This window comes from Desulfurococcus mucosus DSM 2162, from assembly GCF_000186365.1.
GTDB lineage: Archaea > Thermoproteota > Thermoprotei_A > Sulfolobales > Desulfurococcaceae > Desulfurococcus > Desulfurococcus mucosus.
The window spans coordinates 419,424-438,688 of the sequence record NC_014961.1; the positions used below are offsets into that span (position 1 = coordinate 419,424).

Here is a 19,265-nt window from a genome sequence, read left to right on the forward strand (position 1 = left end):
CTCTTCTAGGCGGGCTAAGCATATGAGGCTTACACAGACGGGTTAAAAGGCTTGGATTCGCTCTTAAAAACAAGTTTCAGCGGTGTTAGGCTTGGGTAGAGTTATAGTGTTCGCTGGTTTAGAGGGCGCCGGTAAGACGACGCATATCCGTTTGTTGGCTATAAGGCTTAAGAAAAGAGGGCTGAGGGTAAGAACCACTTATTTGAAAACAGTGTTTATCTTCGCCCGCCTTCTCCCCAGGTTGTTCTCAAGACTCGGACTCGGGAAGAGAGAAATATACGCTGCTCACAGGTGTGGAGTACTTTTAGACCTTGCCTTAAACTCCGTGCTTTTACCACTTTTAAAGCTCCTGAGAATAAGTGCTATTACTAGGCGAAACGACTTCATCCTAGTCGAAGAGCACTTGCCAGGCTCTCTAGTAGACTACTACCACGCAGCCCTAGTACTCGGGCTAGACTTAAAGCTGGTGAAGAAACTCGTAAGAATCCTCTCAAGGCTCATGTGGGGCAGGAGTCCTGAAGTCCTAGTACTATGGGCGCCTCCGTCCTCACTGCCAGAAAGATGGAGGAAAAGGGGCACACCACCAGAGCTTAAGACGTACGTATTTACTCAAATTCTAGTCCTAAAAACATGGGTCAAGAGAGAGGGCTGTCTCATAAACACGGAAGGGAGAAAAATAATCAATACATCTAAAGAACTTGAGTGCTTGCTTGGTATAACAAGAAGTAATTGTGACTTCAGCGAACATCGTTCTTGAATAGAGTAGAGTTATAGAACTAGAATCCCTTAAGAGCTGCATTTATTTCTACATGAATGTGAAAAGACCTCGGTTTGGTAACTTGTAAGCTGAGGCTTATCTACAGTTAATGAAGCAAAAGAGGCTATAGTAGAGAACAGGATGATGTGCGGAATAAAGTTCTCAAGACGGATGGCAAGAGTCTCTAGTTATACTTAGAGTAGATAAGTGGTAGAGTACATTGGTTTTGAGAACGCATAGAAACAGTGGGAAGCTGAGGATAATTATCGTTGGTCCTTCTGCTAAGGACATGTCAGGTTCCTTGCTTAGACCTATGAATTTCTACTATTCTTTAAAAGACCTGAAAACGTTATCAGTTCGTTATTTGCCTATTTCGCGTCTAGCCCAACTATTTATGCCAAAAACATTATCAAGCCTTCTTAAATCTGACATTGTTATCGTAAGCGGCACGAATCCGTGGATCTCTGCTTTCATGGTATTGGCTAGAAAGATTTTTAGAAGAACTACGGTAGTAGATGTACATGGGGTTGCATGGCTCGAGTCGATAAGCACTGGTCAACCAGGGATTATTGGGAGATTTATACTTTTTTTGAGCGAGTATTTAACGTATAAACATGCCCACTACATCATAGCAGCTTCAACCTATACTTCGGAAGCCATATACAGGTACTTTACTCCAAGAAAAGCTCGTGTTATTGAGAATGCGTTAACCCCTATTTTCGAAGACATTGTAGCGAAGCTAAAAGAGAAGACGGTCTTAGGCCTGCGCGAAAAGATCTCTATCCTCCTAGGGTTGCAGAACCATCTAGATAAGACCATAGTAGTTGCCCCGCTACCCGGAGTATTTTCATCAAATATTTTAGCGTATAGCGAATTGATGAATATTGCATGGCTCCTGCCTTCCAATGTGCTGATCATAGTGACTGGTCATAGGATAAAACGACCCAGTTTAAGGGCTAAAAATGAGGAGAACAGCCGATACAAGGTAATACAAGTAGGCTTTCTAACATACCCAGCATATGCGGCTCTCCTTCTCTCCTCTGAAGCTATCATACTCCCATATCCAAAGAATGCAATATGTGGAGGAGCCAGAAACAAGGTTTTAGAAGCAGGTTACATTGGAAAACCCATAGTTTCAACACCTGCTGGTATGCTGTTTATACCTGCTATTCCCAGAAAGCATTATATTCCCTTAGAAGAATTCTTACATATCTCAAAGAACTCATCGGCTTTTAGAGAATGGAACTCCATAGGTTTAGAGTTCCAAAAACTGATATTGTCGAGGTACACTTTCAAGGTTTTCAAGCGGTCATTGCTAAAGGAGTTAAGAGGAATCCTTACATCCGCATCTGAGTATTTCTGGTGAAAAATTGATGATAATCTTCTCCAGAGGAAGCTGTAATCTCATGCAAAGCTGTTGTAAACACTGCTCGAGTTTACTCTTGTTGTCTACATCTCTTGGGTAACTTGAAAATGAGGCAAAAAGTAGGCATAGTTGTCTTGACATATAACTCTCTCTCAAAAATCGGCGAAGACACATTCCGAAAAATTTTGTCGAGAATACTTGGCATAGACTATGAGAACTGTAAAATAATATTCGTTGATAATAACTCGAAAGACTCCACACCGGAATTCATATCACGGTTTATAAGTTCTATGAGATCGCAGGAGCATCTAAAATGCGATGCGGAGGTCTTGAAACTAGATAGAAACTATGGGTGGTCGGGCGGTAACAATAGAGCAGCAGTGCTTTTGAAAGATACCAAGTACCTGTTGTTTTTGAATGATGATGTCATCGTTGAGCCAGATATTGTGTCAAAACTAGTAGATATAATGGAGAAAAACCCGATATTGGTGCTGCTCAGCCAGTCATTATAAACCTCGATGGTTCATACAACTTGGGTTTCACTCTAAGCCTGGGATTGCTTCCATCCCCCATCACAGTAGAAACAATGCCAGCTCACAGGATCCAGGACAACTTATTGGAGGTCTCATATGCGATGGGTGCAGCACTACTCACGAGAACAAACCTGTTTTTCAGATTAGGTATGTTCGACGAAGAATACTTCTTCTGGTTTGATGATGTAGACTATGGTTTAAGGGTATGGTCAGCAGGATATAGGAATGTATGTGTGCTTGAGTGCTCAGTTTACCATATCGGTAGCGCTACATTTGGCAGGGCTAATCCTAAGCTACGCTACTATTTCTCGAGGAACCTTTTGCTCTTGCTGGTAAAACTACCGCTCTTATCCATACTAGCGATATTACCGGTAACAATTCTTGAGGTCATTTTCACACAAATATTGCATAGTTTAAAAAGCTCAGACACATTGGGGCTACTTTTTACACTGATAGGTCTAAAACACTTCACGAAGAGGCTCATAGGCCGGAAGCTTTATACACGTAAAATTATGCTCTCAATAAACATGCTGCATCATACTATTACACATCCGTATGTAACAGCACGAAATCTTCGCTTTTTATGATAGCAGAAGATAATACTTAATTTGGTGAGGTTTATCAAGGTAGCATTTGTAAATTGGAGGCCATCAGATGAATACTTTTCAGAGTTGAGTAAAGAGCTTTCAGAAAAAGGGATAAAAACAGACGCTATACCATTGATATCAGAGTTCCACCTTAGCAATCTAGATCCTCGGGCTCTCATAGAGTATGATGTAGTTTACTTTGTTAACTTATTCTATCCTAACGACGAGCTTTACTACCTCTTAAGACTTTCTCGTACCTTAGAGACTAAGCCCATTGTCTATGGTGTACATGCACCGGTGGTCATGCCTAGGTTTAGGGGATATAGGCCGCGTAATTACTTGTACAGTATGCTTTCCCTTCTTCGGCTAATCGTCGAAAGGACATTTATAAATAATCAAATCTGTTCTATTCATGTTCTGAATAGCTTTGATCTACAGGTGTTTAGAGCCTTAAGGTTTCGCCGGGTGGCATACATCCCGTGGGGTATTCCTAATACAATTCTAGAGAATTGTCAGCCGTCTCCTGATGAAAAGCAAAGTGACAGGTTTACCATTGTATTTGTCGGTGCTCGGTATGGTAAAGGTGCAGATATCGCGTATTCTGTTATAAGCTCTCTTCTTCCGCGTTTCCCAGATATACATGCTAAGATATTTCTTGGCCACGGCACACTCCCGGCCCTTGTGCAACATCTCCAAAATCTTGCTGACAAGTTCCCAAACAGAGTCGATATATTTCATTTGCTATCTAGGAGAGATTTTCTTAAAGAACTACTTCAAGCGCATCTCTTACTCTTTCCGAGCAAATATGAAACCTTCGGCTTGGTAGTACTCGAAGCTCTAGCCTGCGGTACACCTGTAGTCGCATTTGATATTCCCGGAGCTCCTAGAGATCTTCTGAAACCGGCTGTATCCAGAGGTGAGCTCTGCGGTCATATAGCTAAAAACTTTGATCTTAAAAGTCTAACTAGAGGTGTGTTGAAGTATTATTTGCTCTGGAAAAAAGACAGTTCTTACGTGGTTCCAAGCATCAGTTCTAGAAGACTCGCTGAGCGCTATCCTTTGACTAATATGGCAATGGATCTTGCTAAATTGTTTAATGAAGCGGCACTAAGTTGCAGGTCTGGGTGTTCTTGTTAAAACATGTAAAATGCTTTGGGATCCAGCACGTGGGGTTTAGCTTTATACCATTATATTGAATATCTTGACTCGAGATTTTCAATGCTAAACTGAAGTGATTCATATGAGGTGTGTTGTTGTCTGCTTCTTTGGGTGTGATGGTTCTGGGAAGTCTACGCTTGCGGGGTTGCTTTCCAGGTATTTGTCTGATTGCACTGGTAAGCAAAGCGTGGTTGTCTGGGTTCGGGGGACACATACTTTTTCCTCATTTTTAGCTAGGTTTATGGAGGGGTTTCAGCTGTTTAAAGGCAACTGTAATCCCTACTATAACATATGCGTTCCCGAGAAGATGAGCTATTTATGGGTATGGCTTGAATTCTTCTCGGCTCTCCCAGTGTTCTTTGCTCGCTTTGTTTTGCCAAGGATTACGGGGAGGGTTGTTGTGGCTGAGCGGTGTCCTGTTGACTTCCTTGTGTGGCTTGCTGTTACGTTGAGGAGGAATGTTTTCAAGAGCTTTATTGGGAGGGCCACGCTCTCGATCGCTTTTAGCCTCTGCGAGTGCATGGTCTATGTTAGGGCTGATGAAGGAGTCCTCTTATCTAGGAGGAGTGCCCTGTGGGATAGAAGGGTTATACCTGTTGAGCTAAGGATCTATGATTCCCTTGCAAGGTTCCTGGGTGTTAGAGTAGTTGACACCTCGGGTAAGAGTGTTGAAGAGAGCTTGAGGGAGGTGGTGGAGATTGCGGGGAATGAATGCGTATAGGGAGTGCTTCAAGCTAATCTACAATAGCATTGGAGGCGGCAAAGGGATCCATGTAAACAGGGATCTCTACGGCTACTGCCTCGAGCTCGCCTCCTTGAACAAGGTGAAGCTGCAGTTCCTCCGCTCCATTGATTCACGGGATGAGGAGAGGAGGCGTGAGGAAGCGAGGTACGCTGTATTCCTCAGGGAGCTTGAATCGGTTTCAAGGGCTTTAAAAGGGGTTGAGCACGCCTTCATAAAGCTGAGGAAGCCCGTAGCCTACGTGCCATCGGACATAGACCTATTGCTGAGCCCATCATCTCTTAGGAGCGCTGTCTCCAGGCTCAGAGATCTGGGCTACAGTATTATTGTCAAAGAACCCTACTGTGTCACGCTCGTGAGGAAAACCTCAATAGTAGACCTCTACGTTCACCCCACGATTGCAGGAGTAATCTACGCAGAGGGATCGAGGCTCCTAAGCTACACTGAGACAGCTGGCTTCAACGGGGTCGAGGTAAAAGTCCTGGAGAGGGATGCAGAAGCCGTACTAGCAGTTGCCCACGCGCTCTACAAGGAGCGAGTGTACACGTTGAACGACTACTTCACAGTAGAGAAATGGCTCTCCAATAGGAGCTTGAAGATTGCGAAGGAGTTGAAGGCCCTTGAAGCAGTCTCACTAGCAGCGACCTTAAACCAGCAGGTGAGAGAAGGCTCCATAGTGCTACCATACAGGCTACCCATGCCTCGGTGGATTACACTGCTCGCCAGGAAAACATGGAGAGACCCACTCTTCACCTCAACAATAACTAAAGCAGCAGGATACATCCCGAGCAAGAGGTTCGGAAGGCAAGTAGTATCAAAGCTCACCAGGCTAGGCTACTAGGCGTCCTGGACAATACTACTGTTTAAAGAGGCATCTGCAAGGATTACCCTTCACAGATGAAGGCAATAAATATCTCACCCTATTAATGAAGGCTTGGTTGATGCCATAATGCTCGGGAAGGCCATGAGAATTTATCGTGAGCGAGGGCTGAAGGCCCTTGTGAAGAGTGCTGCAAGCCTTGCACGTCGAAAGCTGGGAGGTACTGGGCTCGATAGCCTTATTCTAACTCCATATGCCTGCCTAGAATTCAAATCCACATCCTCTTGGCGCGACGCTCTCGATTACGTCCTCTCGGAAAAAACAGTGGCAAAAATGATTAGGCCTATGCAGGTCAGGGAGGAAATCACCGCATTGCTGAGCCTACTTGAATCAGTGAAGCCAAGGACAATATTAGAAATTGGAACGGCTCGGGGAGGCACGCTATTCCTCTTTTCCAGGATTGCCTCTGATGACGCATTAATAATCAGCGTAGATTTGCCCGGCGGCCTCTTCGGCGGCGGATACCCCTACTTAAAGACCTTCCTGTACAGGTGCTTTGCAAGGACAAAACAAAAGATAGTGCTACTTCGCGAAGACTCCCATAGCGAGGAGACTTTAAGCAAAGTGAGAAAACACCTCAATGGTAGAGGCGTGGATTCCCTCTTCATCGATGGAGACCACAGCTATGAAGGAGTCAAGAGGGATTTCGAGATGTACTCGCCTCTCGTTAAGAAAGGAGGTATTATAGCATTTCACGACATAGTTCCGGGGCCTCCAGAGAATGTGGGGGGGTGTTCCTCAATTTTGGCGGGAAGTAAAGCGGAAATACAAGCATGTTGAGATAGTTAAAGACTGGGGTCAAGGAGGCTACGGAATAGGCGTTATCTATGTTTAAGCTGGAGTAAGGGGCTTCATATGGGGATCCTGGTTACTGGTGGCGCCGGGTTTATTGGTAGTCACCTTGTAGCCGAGTTGTTGAGGCTTGGGTACGAGGTTGTTGTCCTCGACGACTTGTCCACGGGGTCCCTTGGCAATTTGAGGGGGTTGCTGGGTAGTGTGGAGTTCGTGAAGGGGGATGTAAGGGATTACGGTGTTGTCGAGGGGGTTGCTGAGAAGGCTGAGGCCGTGGTTCACTTAGCTGCCTTGATTGATGTGGCTGAGTCCGTGGAGAAGCCGGATCTCTACTTCGATGTCAACGTGCTTGGAACATATAATGTCGCTAAGGCTTCGAGGAATACATCCGTCCTCGTCTACGCTTCCAGCTCAGCCGTGTACGGGGAGCCTGTTGAAACACCTATCCGTGAAGACCACCCTCTGACCTCCTCCCCGCCCTAAAAGGGGGTTTCCTTTAGGGCGGTTCACGGGTTCCCCGCATTTGTTCGGGGGTACATCTGTCATCTGCGGGGCAGTCGGGGTGGTCAGAGATCCCCCCATCTGGTTATCTCTGCTCGGGAACAACCCCTCGTTCACGAAGGGTTGCAGCCCCCTCATCGCTAAATACCTTTCCTCATCACCATTACCCATACATAAAAAAAACAAGCCTATAAACCTTCATCCCCGCCTTGAAAGACGAGGCTTCCGGTTGTAAACGCCTTCTCCCACCTCCACGGGTACAGGGGCGTTGTACTCAGGTTCTTCAACGTCTACGGGCCGAAGCAGTCTAAGGCGTATGCTGGAGTAGTAGTGGAGTTCTTGAAGAGGGCTCTCCATGGACTACCCCCGGTGATATATGGGGATGGAGAGCAGACAAGGGACTTCATCCATGTAAGGGATGCTGTCTCAGCAATAGTGAAAGCTGTGGAGAGCGAGGGGGCGAGGGGAGTATACAATATTGGCTCAGGGGAAGCCATCTCAATAAACAGGCTTGCGGAAACCGTTTTAAAAGTCCTCAGCATCAACAGCCTCAAACCCATACACCAGCAGCCGAGGAAAGGAGACATAAAACACTCCCACGCAGACATAGCGAGGGCATCAAGAGACCTAGGCTTCAAGCCAACAGTTAAACTCGAGGAGGGGATAAGGGAACTAGCAGCAGTACTCAGGCAGGAAGCTAGGCGTCAGCCAAATACCTAGATAGGTGGAGGAAGCCCCCGTGAACATCACACCATACATTTTTAACCAATTGCTTGAAGGGGAGAAGCCTCCAATAAGGGTGCTTCAAGCACTCTTCTGGATTGGGGTTGGCATGGTGATCCACGGTGCCATGCATCCACCGCTGCTCGCTGAGCTCTCGGCAGCCATCGTCCTCCTGGCCCTAGCGGTGCTCCTAGCGGCCAGGCTGGAGGCCCTCCTCAACTCCGAGGTTCTCCCAGAGCTCGCATTAGAGCTCACAGGGGAGGGGCGCGGGGAGAGCGCCGGGATCGCATCGGCAGTGGAATTCACGCGCTCAGTCCTATCAGGCAGGAAAAGCCTCTACAGTGATCTAGCGGTAAGCCGGCTAAGGGTTGCCCTGCTCGCACTCCTACCGTTCTCAACATCAATGTTCATCAGCCTCACAACAGCAATGCTAATAGACATGTCCCCGATCCCCCGGCCTAGCCTCACTGACGGTTTAGCCCTGGTTTTCACTTCATGCACGCTCATCTTGCTTTTCGGGGAGGGGCCGGCGGTAAGGGAGCCCGCTCATGGAGAGGCGGGCTATGAAGGATCATTCACCGCTATGGTTGAGAAATACGTCTACGGGGGTTTGCCAACACTTCCCCCGGTTCTCCGGTATGCGATCCCACGCCTAGCAGCACTCTTCCTCTCTCCAAAGTTAAAGGTGAAGCCACCTAGGCTACTCCTAAACATCTACCTATGCAGCCCAGCAATGGTAGAGCTCGTTGAAAAATGGAAGAAAGAATACGGGGCTACTGTTGCTGGAGATATAGATAACCTTTTTAAGTGCAAAAACACGGGAGGCCTCAGCAAGTGGGTCGAGCTCCACAGCGACAATAGCCTTAAGGAAATACTGGACAAGCTCCTTGGGAAGAATGAAGACGCATTGAAGAAGGGCAGAGCACTAGTAGTGAAAATCCCTGTCAGGGAGAAGGGTAGCAACGGAGAGTCGGCAAAAGAGAGGGAGAAAAAGGGTAGTGGAGAGAGGCTGGCGGCGTACATCGCTATGACTGCTTGGGAAGGATGCATCGTGTATAAGAGGATCAGACAGGGCAAGCGAGGTCGGAACAGATCCCTGCAATGGAGCAATCTCGAAGAAATGGCCGAGCCTTGGAGAATGATCTCGGTGTTCATGGTAGGCCTCCAAGAGTATGTTGACGCATTGAGCCTAGAGATCGAGCTCGCTTCACGCAGGGCGGGACTAGAGAATATCATCTGCTACTCCGAGGACAACAAAGGCTCAGATGGTTGAAGGAAGAGCCCCTAGACCCCGATGGTCACCGCCAGAAGGATGTTTCCCTCCACACGAAAAACGATTTTTTAAACAATCTCCAAGATAATTCCTTCAGTCTTCAACATGGGTGACCCATGTGGAAAGCAACATAGCGTTACTCCCCGTAGGCTGGGGCTTTGCAGGCCTCCATACATGGGGCAAGTATGCTATTGTAACCGATGGCGGGTCTCAGGGAAATTGCTTCAGAAAGCTCCCATAGCAGATGGAGGAGATCAGGGAAAGGGTAAATGGACGTAAATGGGCATGGATAATAAGCCATTTAGACTACGACCATTTCTCAATAATCGAGGCCTTGTGGAGAGATGGCAGGATAAATCCTCCAGACGTGGTGATTCTCCCAGCATCCTACAATGTGAAACTATGTAGAGACGCTGTTTCTTATCTTTATGCGTATATGATGCTGCTTTCTCACATTGAAAAAATACAGCCGCCTGGATGGATTGAGATCTTTGATCGCCTATCGAACACGCGCAAGCTTTTCGTGGAGAAGGGCCATAGGATCAAGGCTGGCCCCCTAGAGTATCTAGTTCTCTGGCCCAGCAGAGACTATGCAGAACAAAATTGTGAGAAGGTGCTAAAAGAGCCAGTGCTAAAAGAGCTAAAGGATAAGATTGAGAGCTTCTGCGGGGCACATGAGAACAAGGAGTACAAAAACATAGCGGATAAAGCACGTGAAGAAGCATGTAAAGAAGCTGAAAAAGCACGTGAAAAAATCCTTGAGGGGCTCAGCAAGAACACTGTGCAGGTATATGGGAACATCATCGATCTAGAGGAGCTTCTCACAGAGGATCGCAACAGGGATAGCTATCCACAGAGGGAGGGCTCTCGAAAGCCGGAAAACGATGTGGCAAGTAAGGATAAAGCCTCGATCATACTATATAGCAAGGTGCGTAATTTGAATTCAATAGCCTACGTACTGAAAGCCGGTTTTCCTTGCGAACTCAGGGTGTTCGAACGTGTTAAGCGTCGCAAATATTCAGTCTTTTTCGATTATTACTACGGTTATGATGTATTACTATATCTTGGCGACCTCAGCGATGAAGAACTTGATAAAGCCCTGGAAAATTATTTCGGGTTGACGGAGAACAAACGGCTCCTTGTTGAGGTGGCACCACACCACGGGAACAGCTATTCTCGGTACCTCAAACAGCTTAACCCAGCTCCAGTCTATTTATCGAGGTGTAACAAGCACTATAGATACCCTAATAGGTATGAAAAGTATTACCATGGAAGTGTCGTGATCGTATCTGGTCACACACGCGGTGTAGACATTTCGTATTATAAAGTATAAAGGGGCTTCCAGGCCAAGCGGCTTCGGGCAGGGTTGCACCCTATATCGCGTGGAGCATGGCTCGATCATAATTTAAGGAGCCGTTGCAAAACATCTTAGGCGACTCCCGCGGGAAAGGACACCAAAAGCCACCGTGTTCAGCGATGTAGCGAAGAGATCCGGGGTGAGGAAAGAGCTGCTTATAGTGAACTGAGGGCTGTGAGGGGGCTCCAGTAGTCGGGGGCTACGGTGTTCTTCCCGCCTTTCAGAGGTCCACGATTGAGTATCTCCCATATACGATTAGCGCTGAGTGAACAACTTAATGGCAGCCCTCTCAAGGGATCTCACTTGCAAGAGTGTTCGGCAGATGAGGAGACAGGGCTATTGCTCGCTGCTAGACAACAAGTTTGACTGGGAAAACCTTACTCGGCCAGAATCTCGCAGGACTCTCGGAAACCGCTAAAAGGATGCATACTAGTCATTTCCGCGATGTCTGGCACAGTGCCCTCGCTGGAATACGGAATGATGGCGAATCTTTTGTTCACGATGCCAGAGTCCACGGGGCCTCCCGCCCACAGCACGAGGACGTTGCTGGCTTCAACCCCCCGTGTTCGCCACTATTTTAACCTTTAAATTTCACCATATTTTAATATTTTAATCATGTAAGTGGGGTGAACTGTTGCCTAATGTAATAACAGTGACGAACCAAAAGGGTGGAACCGGTAAGACCACGCTTTCCGCTTTGCTTGGGATCGGTTTAGCCAGCAAAGGATACAATGTGCTGTTAATAGACTTGGATCCGCAGGCTCATCTCTCCTCGCTTTTCGTAAAAATAACTAACCTCGAGAACGTCTCGGACGGCGCTATAGAGATGGCCCAAGACCTGCGTTTCAACATAAGGCCTATAAATATTGGAACGAGGGGAAGGTTGGGCCTGATAGCCTCGGGCCTCAATTACATTATTAAGGTCTACCGGGGAATGATCCCCTCCACCGACCCTTATGCCATTTACAAGCGGATAGAGAGGGAACCCGCGATAACCCGAAACTACGACTATGTGATCTGTGACACGCCACCCGAACTGTTTCCCCCGACAATATGGGGGCTTTTCGCAGCCGACTACATCATAATACCGTCTAACCTGGAGGAGTTGTCAATCCTAGGGACAAAGCTACTGATCAAGGAGGTACTTCCAGAGGTCATAATGTACAGTAAAAAGAATGTAAGGGTTCTGGGGATGGCTTTGATCAACATTAGCAAGAAATACGGTCAAGACACTTTCAATAAGCTGAACGACGCGCTGACCAGGTTTATACGAAACCTCCCTGTTCCAGTGCGTGAGCGCTTTTACGCCAGGCCGCTGTTCCAGGCCCGTATCCACAGGCATGAGGAGCTTAAAGACCTACCCTACAGGCCAAGAAGATGGGAGTTACCCTTGAAACGAGTTGTAGATAGAAGTGCTGAGCTAAGGATCGAGGTTCAAAGCTTTGTTGACGAACTAATCTCGAGGATGAGCAACTTTGCCGGCCTACAGTAGAGCGAATGATGAGACCGAAAAATTCAGGATCATACAATTGGAGTTGCCGAAGCACTTGGCAGACTGGCTAGAGAGCTTCAGCAGAGAGATAGCGATGAGGCCGAGCCAGTTCATCGCAACCATCTTGACATACTTTTACGAAGCATGGAAGGTGGGAAGAGAGTCAGCCTTTGCGGCAACCCGGGAGCCTTATAAAAAGAAGGAGCAGTCGCTGGACGAGATCGTTGAGAGATTCAGTCGAGAAGTAAAGCTTGGCCGCAACATTTTCATTCTCCGAAAGTTCGTTTCATGGATTCAGCAGAGGGGCCTCGGGGTGGGTAGCATAGATGAAGAAGCTGTTAACGCTTTTCTCAACGCATACCTAGAGGGACGTGCAGTAAAGAAGAATACAGTTGATCGATATAGGGGGATCCTGAGGCGCTTCGTGGAATACTTGGCCACGAAAAGAGATACAGACTAAAGCTTCGATGACCGCTAACCGTGCTGAGCTTCCTTCGGTGCTGGTATCCTGTGAGCCCGCACGGGTGGGAAGCGCCCACCTGTCCCATACCTTGCACAGCCCTGCACGCCTCCAGGTCTGTGGACTGGTCGCACTCCCTGTAGAAGAACCCCGGCTCAACAGACGGTAATTCACAACTACCGCGGCCGTGAAAGCCTCCAAGAGAAGCCTTGAGGAGGCGTGCCCTCGCGTAGAGGTATTGTCTACCAGCTCACCGCGATCTATGGTTCTCGTCGATTACCTAGGCCCACTCGCAGGGGTCTATTTTGCCCTCCAGCATGCCGGCGACGTCGTCGAGGATCCTCCTCAGCTCCTCCTCGCTGAGTCTCTCCGCTTCCTCGATCAGCAGCCTCCTAACGAGCTCTGAAACCCTCACACCATGCCTTTCGAGAACCTCCTTAACCCACCTAGGGACCCTCACGCAAACGACAATGCTCAAGTGCTGCCACCCGTAAACGTAGTATACACTTAATAGAAGTTACTAAGGGTTGATAGAAATCATTAGAGATTAACTGGAAATAATTAAAACACCCTCCCACCGGTGTGCTCCACCCTGCTACGGGGATATGGCTTTCACTCGTAGAAAGGTTCACCTAGGCTGGTCTCGGGGACACGGTGACCCGGTGGCATGGGGTTTCCCGGGTGATTGTTGGCTCGGTTGCCATGTTCCCTGTCTTCATGGGCGGTGTCTTCTACCTGTGTGTGCCTGTGTTAGACTGGTGGTGTGGTTGCATGGCTGACTTTTTAGAGCAGGGATTGGATTGCCCTGTACTGGGTTCGGGTTGGATCTATGTTTCCTTCTTCATCCTTGTGAACACGTAGAGCATTAGCAGGCTGGTTGAATAGCCGGCTAGTCTGGAGGGCAGTAGGAGGTATTCTATTATGCTGGGTTGTTCCTCGGCCACGGGTTTCTCCAAGCCTCCGGTTGTATTTACCTTGAAGAGTAGGGTGTAGGACAGCGCCTTGCTCACAGGGTCTTTCACCAGGAAGCCTTCTGCTTCAAGTAGTTTTATACTGTTTGGATCCCTGGTTTCATACCATTCTTTGTCTACTGCAATGTAGTCTACGTTGAGCTCAACGATCATTTCCCTTATGGCACTCGTGTGGAGTGTATCCTTCACGAGGTAGTCTAGTTCAAGGGGCTCGGGCTTCACGCAGCCCTCCATGAAGCCTGAGAGCACTTGCCACAGCCCCGGCTCGAAGACGTTGATCCACTGGTTTCCATGTAGGAGTGGGCCGTACATCGCGTATACTCTATGCCCGCTGGGCACTTTACCGGCGAGGTATTCTGCGATAAGGTATTCATCGCTCTCCACGTAGGTGTGGTCAAGGCTCAGGTTCGACCAGTAAACGGGTATGTAGTGGGAGAAGTAGATTAAGGAGGCGGCCACCACGGCTGTAAGTGCCAGGCTACTTGAGAGCTCTCTAAGCCTCCCATTATAGGTGGATGCGAGTGAAGCCACCATGAAGAGGCCTAGTGTTGGGATAAGCCTGGAGCCCTGGCCGTAGAGCAATACCAGTAGGGCTGTGGAGGACACGTAGAGTAAGGGCAGTCTCTCCCGTCCTTTAAACACCTGCAGGGCTATGCCGGTGAACCCTAGGAGCAGCAGAGGTGCCTGTATCCCGGGCTCGTAGAGGGGAGGAAAGAGGCTCACGCTATTCGTGAATACCCCGGCCACCAGCCCCGGCTGCGGCTGGACACGCATGTAGTGTGAGATGCCGAAGGGTATGAGAGCCGGGATAAGCCACCAGCCACTTATAGCTAGGGCGAGGGCTACCGCTACTGCCAGGAGGCGGGCGATGTATGTTAAAGCACTTACTCCAGCCCCCTTCTTCATGTGCCGCATCACCCAGTATGCGGCTGTGACAGCGGATAGTGTTGCCAGGAGGAGGCTTGCAATGAGGTGGGTGAGAACCGTGAGGCCTGTGAAAACACCGAAGAGAAGCGCGCTCTTTTTCTCCCCGTGCCTCATGAACTCGTTGAGTTCTGAGAGAGCGAGCATTGCCAACCCCTCCCCGAGGATCCTCGTGTACTCCCAGTAAACACTTATCGTTGACACATACCCTGTTATCGAGAGGGCTGTGAGGGCTGTTGCCAACCCGGCCAGCCGGGATCCTGTGAGCGAGCGGCCGAGAGCCCATGCACCCAGGGCGAAAACATAGATTGCGAGGAAGAATGATGTCTGGGCAGCGTAAGGGAAGTCGCCTGCAGCCCTCCCTATTAAATATATCAGGGTGAGCCCGAGCGGAGGGTAGAAGCGGAGGAGGTCGAAGCCACCGCACCACGCCGGGGTATACGGGCCATAGGCGTCAAGTTCGCGGGCCCACTCAATGTAGTATGCGATTGTTGCATCCCGGAATCGCCCAGCCGAGTAGCTGGGTAAACCAGTGGTTGAGAGGAGGGGGTGGGCCACTAGCACCGTCATTAACGCTACGAGGAGCTGGGAGAGGAGCTCGTAGATTACTTCACGAGTATTCATTGATAATCCACCCTGGGCCAGTCCTCCTTAACCAGGGTATTATTTCCCTGTACAACCAGTCAAGCCATAGTACGAGGGCTAAGGCCAGCATGATGGCTCCACCTATGGTGTCGTGGATTATTCTGAAGGCGATGGGGCCGAAGAAAACCCCGGCCACCGCTGAAGCCTCTATCCTAACCATGTTCACCACCAGCATTACGAGGAGATGCACGGGGAGAACCCTGGCCTTCACCCTTAGCCGTACACCGGGTGTGGACAGCACGAGGAGCCCGAGAACCACTGGGGCGAAGACACCTGTGCAGTCAGGCGTCATTATCACTGTTACAGCGTGGCTCATGCGGTGTAGGATTAAAGTATCGGGGGAAACCCTCACTGTGTGTATACCTATGTAGCCCGCTATGAACTCTAGGATGCTTAGTTCTCCGCCTATGAGGAGCAGTGAGATAGGGTCAAGTGTGAGGATGTAGGCTAGAACAGTGGCTACTACTACGCCGGTTAGGAAGGTGTAGAAGACCCTGCCTCCTGCTGTCTCCTCAGTACCTGTATAGGTCACGGTACTCACCTCTCTTACTTGTAACCACCCATTTAACCCCGCCTGGTAGAATACCCTTGACTGTGCCAGCCACGTGCATTAGGGCGAGGTAGTAGATCATTGGGATAGCGTAGAGGGCTGTGATCACGGTATCCTTGTACCTGTAGCCTTCAAGCATTGCGCCAGCTATGAGCAAGGTCTCTATTCCCAGGAGCCATAGGTAGACCCCTATAGGCCACGGCATCCTGAGATGGGAGCCTGTCACGAGATAGTGGGCTAAGGGAGCCAAGGTGTTCACATAGACCCAGACACCGTTAGTGAAGTATAAGCCTTGTAAAACATATCCAAGCTTAGCCGTTCTTGAAAGCCCCTTGCACGCTAGGATCTCTAGGAAGGTGCTGGCGAACTCTGACAGCGTGCCAGCAGCCCATCGAACCTGCTGCCTCCACAGGGCTCTATGCGTCTTCGGTACAGCACCGCTTGCAGCGGCTTCATGGGTGGCCAGGATCTTAAAGCCCGGTATCTCCATACTGGAATCTATCGTCAGCCTCCAGTCTTCGGCGAGGCTTCCGGGGCGGAACCTCACTCTCTCGAAGACCCTTCTACTGATGAGGCCGCAGGAGCCGGTGAAGATAGGGTATAGTCCATCACGGTAGCGGCCCACGAGGTTAACTATGGAGCCAGCTGTCGAAGCCCTGTAGAGTGTGCCTATAACAGTATCAGAGCCTTTCCGGTGTCTCTGATACCCTTGCACCACGTGTGCATCGTGGTCGAAGGCGAGGGAGACAAGCTTCCACACCATGCCTGGCTCTATCTCGAAATCCGCGTCCAGGATCAACACGTAGTCAACGTGTTCAACACTCAGCAAGTACTCGATGGCATCGTTGAGGGCCCCGGCTTTAAGGCCCTTCCTCCCCTTTCTCCTGTAATGCACGAGCTTTACACGGCTTCTGAGACTAGCATTGGAGAGCTCGTGGAGCAGGTCTTCGTCATCGGAGTCGTCGACTACTACGACAACGGTGTTAGGGTAGTCGATGCCCTGTAGGCTTTTTATGGAGGCTAATACCTCGTAGTCGTTGTAAACAGGGATCAGTATTCCGACCTTCGGCCACATGCTTTGAGGCATCTTCTCCAGTAAGCGGGCTGGCTTCGGGGGGCCGAGGCGGATGAACGCGATGAAGCTGGAGATATACCACGCTGCGTAAACCCCTAGTACGGCGGATGAGACTATGTATAGCACTATGGAGGCGTTCACAGTGAAATCTAGTAGGAAACGCCTCCACGCCTCTAGTTCTGCATACCAGTATGAGTTCAACATCTTTCCTCAGCCACAGTGCTCTAGGACTGCTTCACGTTCCTTTTCAAGAAGCTTTGCGAGACGAGTTATGCTCTCAGTAGGCAGGTTGAGTGCCTCTGAAACCCTCACGGGATCCGGGTCTTCCAGCAAAGACTTCGCCGCGATGCAGAAGTATGGATCCTCCCTCGATAGTCTTGAGGCGAGGCTCTCCACCCCGGTCGGCCCTGAGGCGAAGTAGAATAATGATTTCCTCCACTTGAAAGAGGAGATGATCCCTCTGGACTCAAGCACGTATAGGTGCCAGGAGAGCGTGGCCTTCGGCATATTTAAAAGCCTCAACAGTTCGCTCATGGTTACCGCGCCTCTTGCTTCAAGAGCCCTCATTATTTCCCGCCTAGCCGGGTGAGCTAGGGCTTCATCAGCCTCAAGCTTCAGCCGGGCCGGGGGGAGGACTACAAGCCCCTGCGGCCTCCTGGTTCTTGGAAGGGATAGCTGGGAGACGGCTACGGCTGATGCTAAGACAGCTATCACCGGTAATGCTATTGAGTATTTCACCTGGCTTCCACCGGGTTCCCAGGGCGGTGCAGTCAGGGATTTCAACAGTAGCTCCAGGTAGTAGGGGTCATGGGTGTCGCAGTACGCCCAAGCTATGTTTAAAGGCACCACGATGATTAAACCCTTGCCCACGTGGAGATAGTATATGCCTCCATGCTCCTCCACCCCCTCCCCGAATAATAGGAGGGCCTTGTACTTCGACACATTGTAACTACTGGGAACCCCTGGTTTCAGCGGCGAGTCGTATACAATTATCCTTAAAGGCGTCTCCTGCTGTAAGACCGGGTAAAGCATCATGAAGCCGTTAAAGGTGGTGACAACCCTCCCCCCGGATACAGCGTAGTCTACTGTAGCCTTTGCCACGGCTCCAGCGAGCTCCGCCTTGCTTGAACCATAATTCGGGTCTACGAGGATTACATGGCTCCACTCCAGGGACCTCAAGGCCTCCGTAAAGTTCTCGAGTCCAGCTGTAGAGGGCTTGAAGCCGTAGGCATTCGACACGGCTGTGATGTACTCGTAGTCACATGTGTCTGTAGCAAGAATGAGGATGCTTGACTGGGTTGCCGACGCTTTAAAGCATGGGAGTAGGAGTATTGATAAAAAGAGGACGAGGAGCCAGTGCTTCAAGCCCTGCTCCTCCTTCCCGCCAACATAGATGTGCCTGCAGCGATCACGGGGAGGGCTGATAACGCGAGCACTGAGAGGGGAGTTACCTCCGGGACCTCGGAGCCGTTTACATATACTGCGCTGGCTACAGCGTCCAAGTACTCGGTGTTTAAGTCTAGGTTCAATGCTTTACTGCTGCTGGCTGAGACCCCTGCAACCACTATATCGCTTCCATCAACAACACCGTTTATAATGGTTGCCCCATTGAAAACTAGGTAGGTCCACCCACTGGGGGAAGGCTGTACATGAATGCTTAGGCTTGAGGAAATAGCGTTAACGTCAACCCGGAACCCCGCCTTTAACACCATGTCTCTGGTTGTTACCAGCATGCCGTTGACATATATGCTGTCCACCCAGAGCCTCTTAATATCGAGATACCCGTCGCTACCTATCCACATCTTGCCAGGTCCATTGGCGTCGTTGATGTTGAAAACAACGGTATCCCCTTCTTTCACATATATTACTCCGCTACTCGACAAGTCTATTGATCCACCCTGAATCACTTTGACCTGGAGTTGCCCGCTCACAGTCCAATTCCGCCACGATGTGTTAAGGAGAACACTACTTGAAGCCTGCGCCACAACCATGGCAGGTAGCAGGGTTAACGCTGTAAGCAACAGTGTTAACACTGTTATTCTGGGAGAGAGCATTAAGACCACCTTTCTTCCGGTTTTTTTAAGTCTTCATGAAGATGTATTTTTGCTTATAAACTTTATAGTCCGATCCCCCCGCTGAAACAGAGGATTAAAACCCGGGGTGTGATGGCATGTGTGCTGGCGTCTTTCGGGAGGCGTGGGGCTCCGCCTTCGTATGCCCTTCACCTCGTAGAATACATCGATGAGGCCGATGCAGACCAGCTTGAATACTTGCAGAAAGATATAGAGCTGACACGAACAGCAGTAGCACTATTGGCTTGCGTATTAGCTAGAAGAATGGGTAGTATAGGTGCAGACAGAGTATGTGGGCACGCGGAGACGTTGACGGAACCAGGTGGATAATAGGATAAAGCACTGCCGGGCTCTACCCGTAGTCATCTTATAGTCTGAGCAATATGATGGGAGCCGAGGCCCCTCTC

Annotated in this window: 19 protein-coding genes and 1 pseudogene; 14 read left to right on the forward strand and 6 right to left on the reverse strand. The window is 49.5% G+C overall.

Annotation, left to right across the window (positions count from 1 at the left end; translation table 11 throughout):
• Nucleotides 1-91: 91 nt before the first annotated feature.
• The 14 genes and pseudogenes from DESMU_RS02210 to DESMU_RS02275 all read left to right on the forward strand — a co-directional run bounded on the left by DESMU_RS02210 (nt 92) and on the right by DESMU_RS02275 (nt 12,621).
• Nucleotides 92-757, forward strand: a complete 666-nt coding sequence (locus DESMU_RS02210; protein WP_013561970.1) for a hypothetical protein — start codon at nt 92-94, stop codon at nt 755-757.
• 220 nt (nt 758-977) lie between these two features.
• Nucleotides 978-2,123: a glycosyltransferase family protein gene (locus DESMU_RS02215; protein ID WP_013561971.1), complete on the forward strand. Its 1,146-nt coding sequence runs from the start codon at nt 978-980 to the stop codon at nt 2,121-2,123.
• Nucleotides 2,124-2,215: 92 nt separating this feature from the next.
• Nucleotides 2,216-2,635: a glycosyltransferase gene (locus DESMU_RS02220; RefSeq protein ID WP_187286339.1), complete on the forward strand. Its 420-nt coding sequence runs from the start codon at nt 2,216-2,218 to the stop codon at nt 2,633-2,635.
• A gap of 20 nt (nt 2,636-2,655) precedes the next feature.
• On the forward strand, nt 2,656-3,243 hold the full coding sequence (locus DESMU_RS02225; protein WP_148222792.1) for a glycosyltransferase family 2 protein: 588 nt from the start codon (nt 2,656-2,658) through the stop codon (nt 3,241-3,243).
• A gap of 24 nt (nt 3,244-3,267) precedes the next feature.
• Nucleotides 3,268-4,380 carry a glycosyltransferase gene (locus tag DESMU_RS02230; RefSeq protein WP_245526509.1) on the forward strand — a complete coding sequence of 371 codons (1,113 nt, stop codon included), beginning with the start codon at nt 3,268-3,270 and terminating at the stop codon, nt 4,378-4,380.
• A gap of 328 nt (nt 4,381-4,708) precedes the next feature.
• Nucleotides 4,709-5,122 (forward strand): hypothetical protein, encoded by a 414-nt coding sequence (locus DESMU_RS02235; protein WP_187286340.1) that lies wholly within the window; start codon nt 4,709-4,711, stop codon nt 5,120-5,122.
• On the forward strand, nt 5,109-5,984 hold the full coding sequence (locus DESMU_RS02240) for a hypothetical protein (protein WP_048813433.1): 876 nt from the start codon (nt 5,109-5,111) through the stop codon (nt 5,982-5,984). Before DESMU_RS02235 ends, DESMU_RS02240 begins: the two co-directional genes overlap by 14 nt.
• Nucleotides 5,985-6,077: 93 nt before the next feature.
• The gene (locus DESMU_RS02245) at nt 6,078-6,803 is read left to right on the forward strand and encodes a class I SAM-dependent methyltransferase (RefSeq protein ID WP_222830665.1); all 726 of its coding nucleotides are present in this window, start codon (nt 6,078-6,080) and stop codon (nt 6,801-6,803) included.
• A gap of 75 nt (nt 6,804-6,878) precedes the next feature.
• On the forward strand, nt 6,879-7,298 hold the full coding sequence (locus DESMU_RS02250) for an NAD-dependent epimerase/dehydratase family protein (protein ID WP_052296425.1): 420 nt from the start codon (nt 6,879-6,881) through the stop codon (nt 7,296-7,298).
• Nucleotides 7,299-7,559: 261 nt separating this feature from the next.
• A pseudogene (locus DESMU_RS02255) lies at nt 7,560-8,036 on the forward strand (NAD-dependent epimerase/dehydratase family protein); the annotation flags it as partial.
• Between the two features lie 49 nt (nt 8,037-8,085).
• Nucleotides 8,086-9,312, forward strand: a complete 1,227-nt coding sequence (locus DESMU_RS02260) for a hypothetical protein (protein ID WP_187286341.1) — start codon at nt 8,086-8,088, stop codon at nt 9,310-9,312.
• Nucleotides 9,313-9,556: 244 nt separating this feature from the next.
• Nucleotides 9,557-10,645, forward strand: coding sequence for a hypothetical protein (locus DESMU_RS02265; RefSeq protein ID WP_013561977.1), 1,089 nt, complete (start codon nt 9,557-9,559; stop codon nt 10,643-10,645).
• Between the two features lie 658 nt (nt 10,646-11,303).
• Nucleotides 11,304-12,161 carry a ParA family protein gene (locus tag DESMU_RS02270; protein ID WP_013561978.1) on the forward strand — a complete coding sequence of 286 codons (858 nt, stop codon included), beginning with the start codon at nt 11,304-11,306 and terminating at the stop codon, nt 12,159-12,161.
• 37 nt (nt 12,162-12,198) lie between these two features.
• Entirely contained in the window at nt 12,199-12,621 is a 423-nt protein-coding gene (locus tag DESMU_RS02275) for a hypothetical protein (protein ID WP_152648979.1), read from the forward strand.
• A 280-nt stretch (nt 12,622-12,901) separates the two neighbouring features.
• Here the strand turns inward: DESMU_RS02275 and DESMU_RS02280 are convergent, their stop codons facing one another.
• From DESMU_RS02280 to DESMU_RS02305, 6 genes are all read right to left on the reverse strand, one after another.
• Nucleotides 12,902-13,099 carry a hypothetical protein gene (locus DESMU_RS02280; RefSeq protein ID WP_013561980.1) on the reverse strand — a complete coding sequence of 66 codons (198 nt, stop codon included), beginning with the start codon at nt 13,097-13,099 and terminating at the stop codon, nt 12,902-12,904.
• 349 nt (nt 13,100-13,448) lie between these two features.
• Entirely contained in the window at nt 13,449-15,140 is a 1,692-nt protein-coding gene (locus DESMU_RS02285; RefSeq protein ID WP_013561981.1) for a 6-pyruvoyl-tetrahydropterin synthase-related protein, read from the reverse strand.
• The gene (locus tag DESMU_RS02290) at nt 15,127-15,693 is read right to left on the reverse strand and encodes an exosortase/archaeosortase family protein (protein ID WP_013561982.1); all 567 of its coding nucleotides are present in this window, start codon (nt 15,691-15,693) and stop codon (nt 15,127-15,129) included. Before DESMU_RS02290 ends, DESMU_RS02285 begins: the two co-directional genes overlap by 14 nt.
• A complete protein-coding gene (locus DESMU_RS02295) occupies nt 15,674-16,990 on the reverse strand; it encodes a glycosyltransferase family 2 protein (protein ID WP_013561983.1) in 1,317 nt (438 codons plus the stop codon). Before DESMU_RS02295 ends, DESMU_RS02290 begins: the two co-directional genes overlap by 20 nt.
• A 6-nt stretch (nt 16,991-16,996) precedes the next feature.
• Complete coding sequence (locus tag DESMU_RS02300; protein ID WP_013561984.1) at nt 16,997-18,151, reverse strand: helix-turn-helix domain-containing protein; 1,155 nt, start codon at nt 18,149-18,151, stop codon at nt 16,997-16,999.
• A complete protein-coding gene (locus DESMU_RS02305) occupies nt 18,148-18,840 on the reverse strand; it encodes a hypothetical protein (RefSeq protein WP_013561985.1) in 693 nt (230 codons plus the stop codon). The genes DESMU_RS02300 and DESMU_RS02305 overlap by 4 nt, the downstream gene beginning before the upstream one ends.
• Nucleotides 18,841-19,265: the final 425 nt, after the last annotated feature.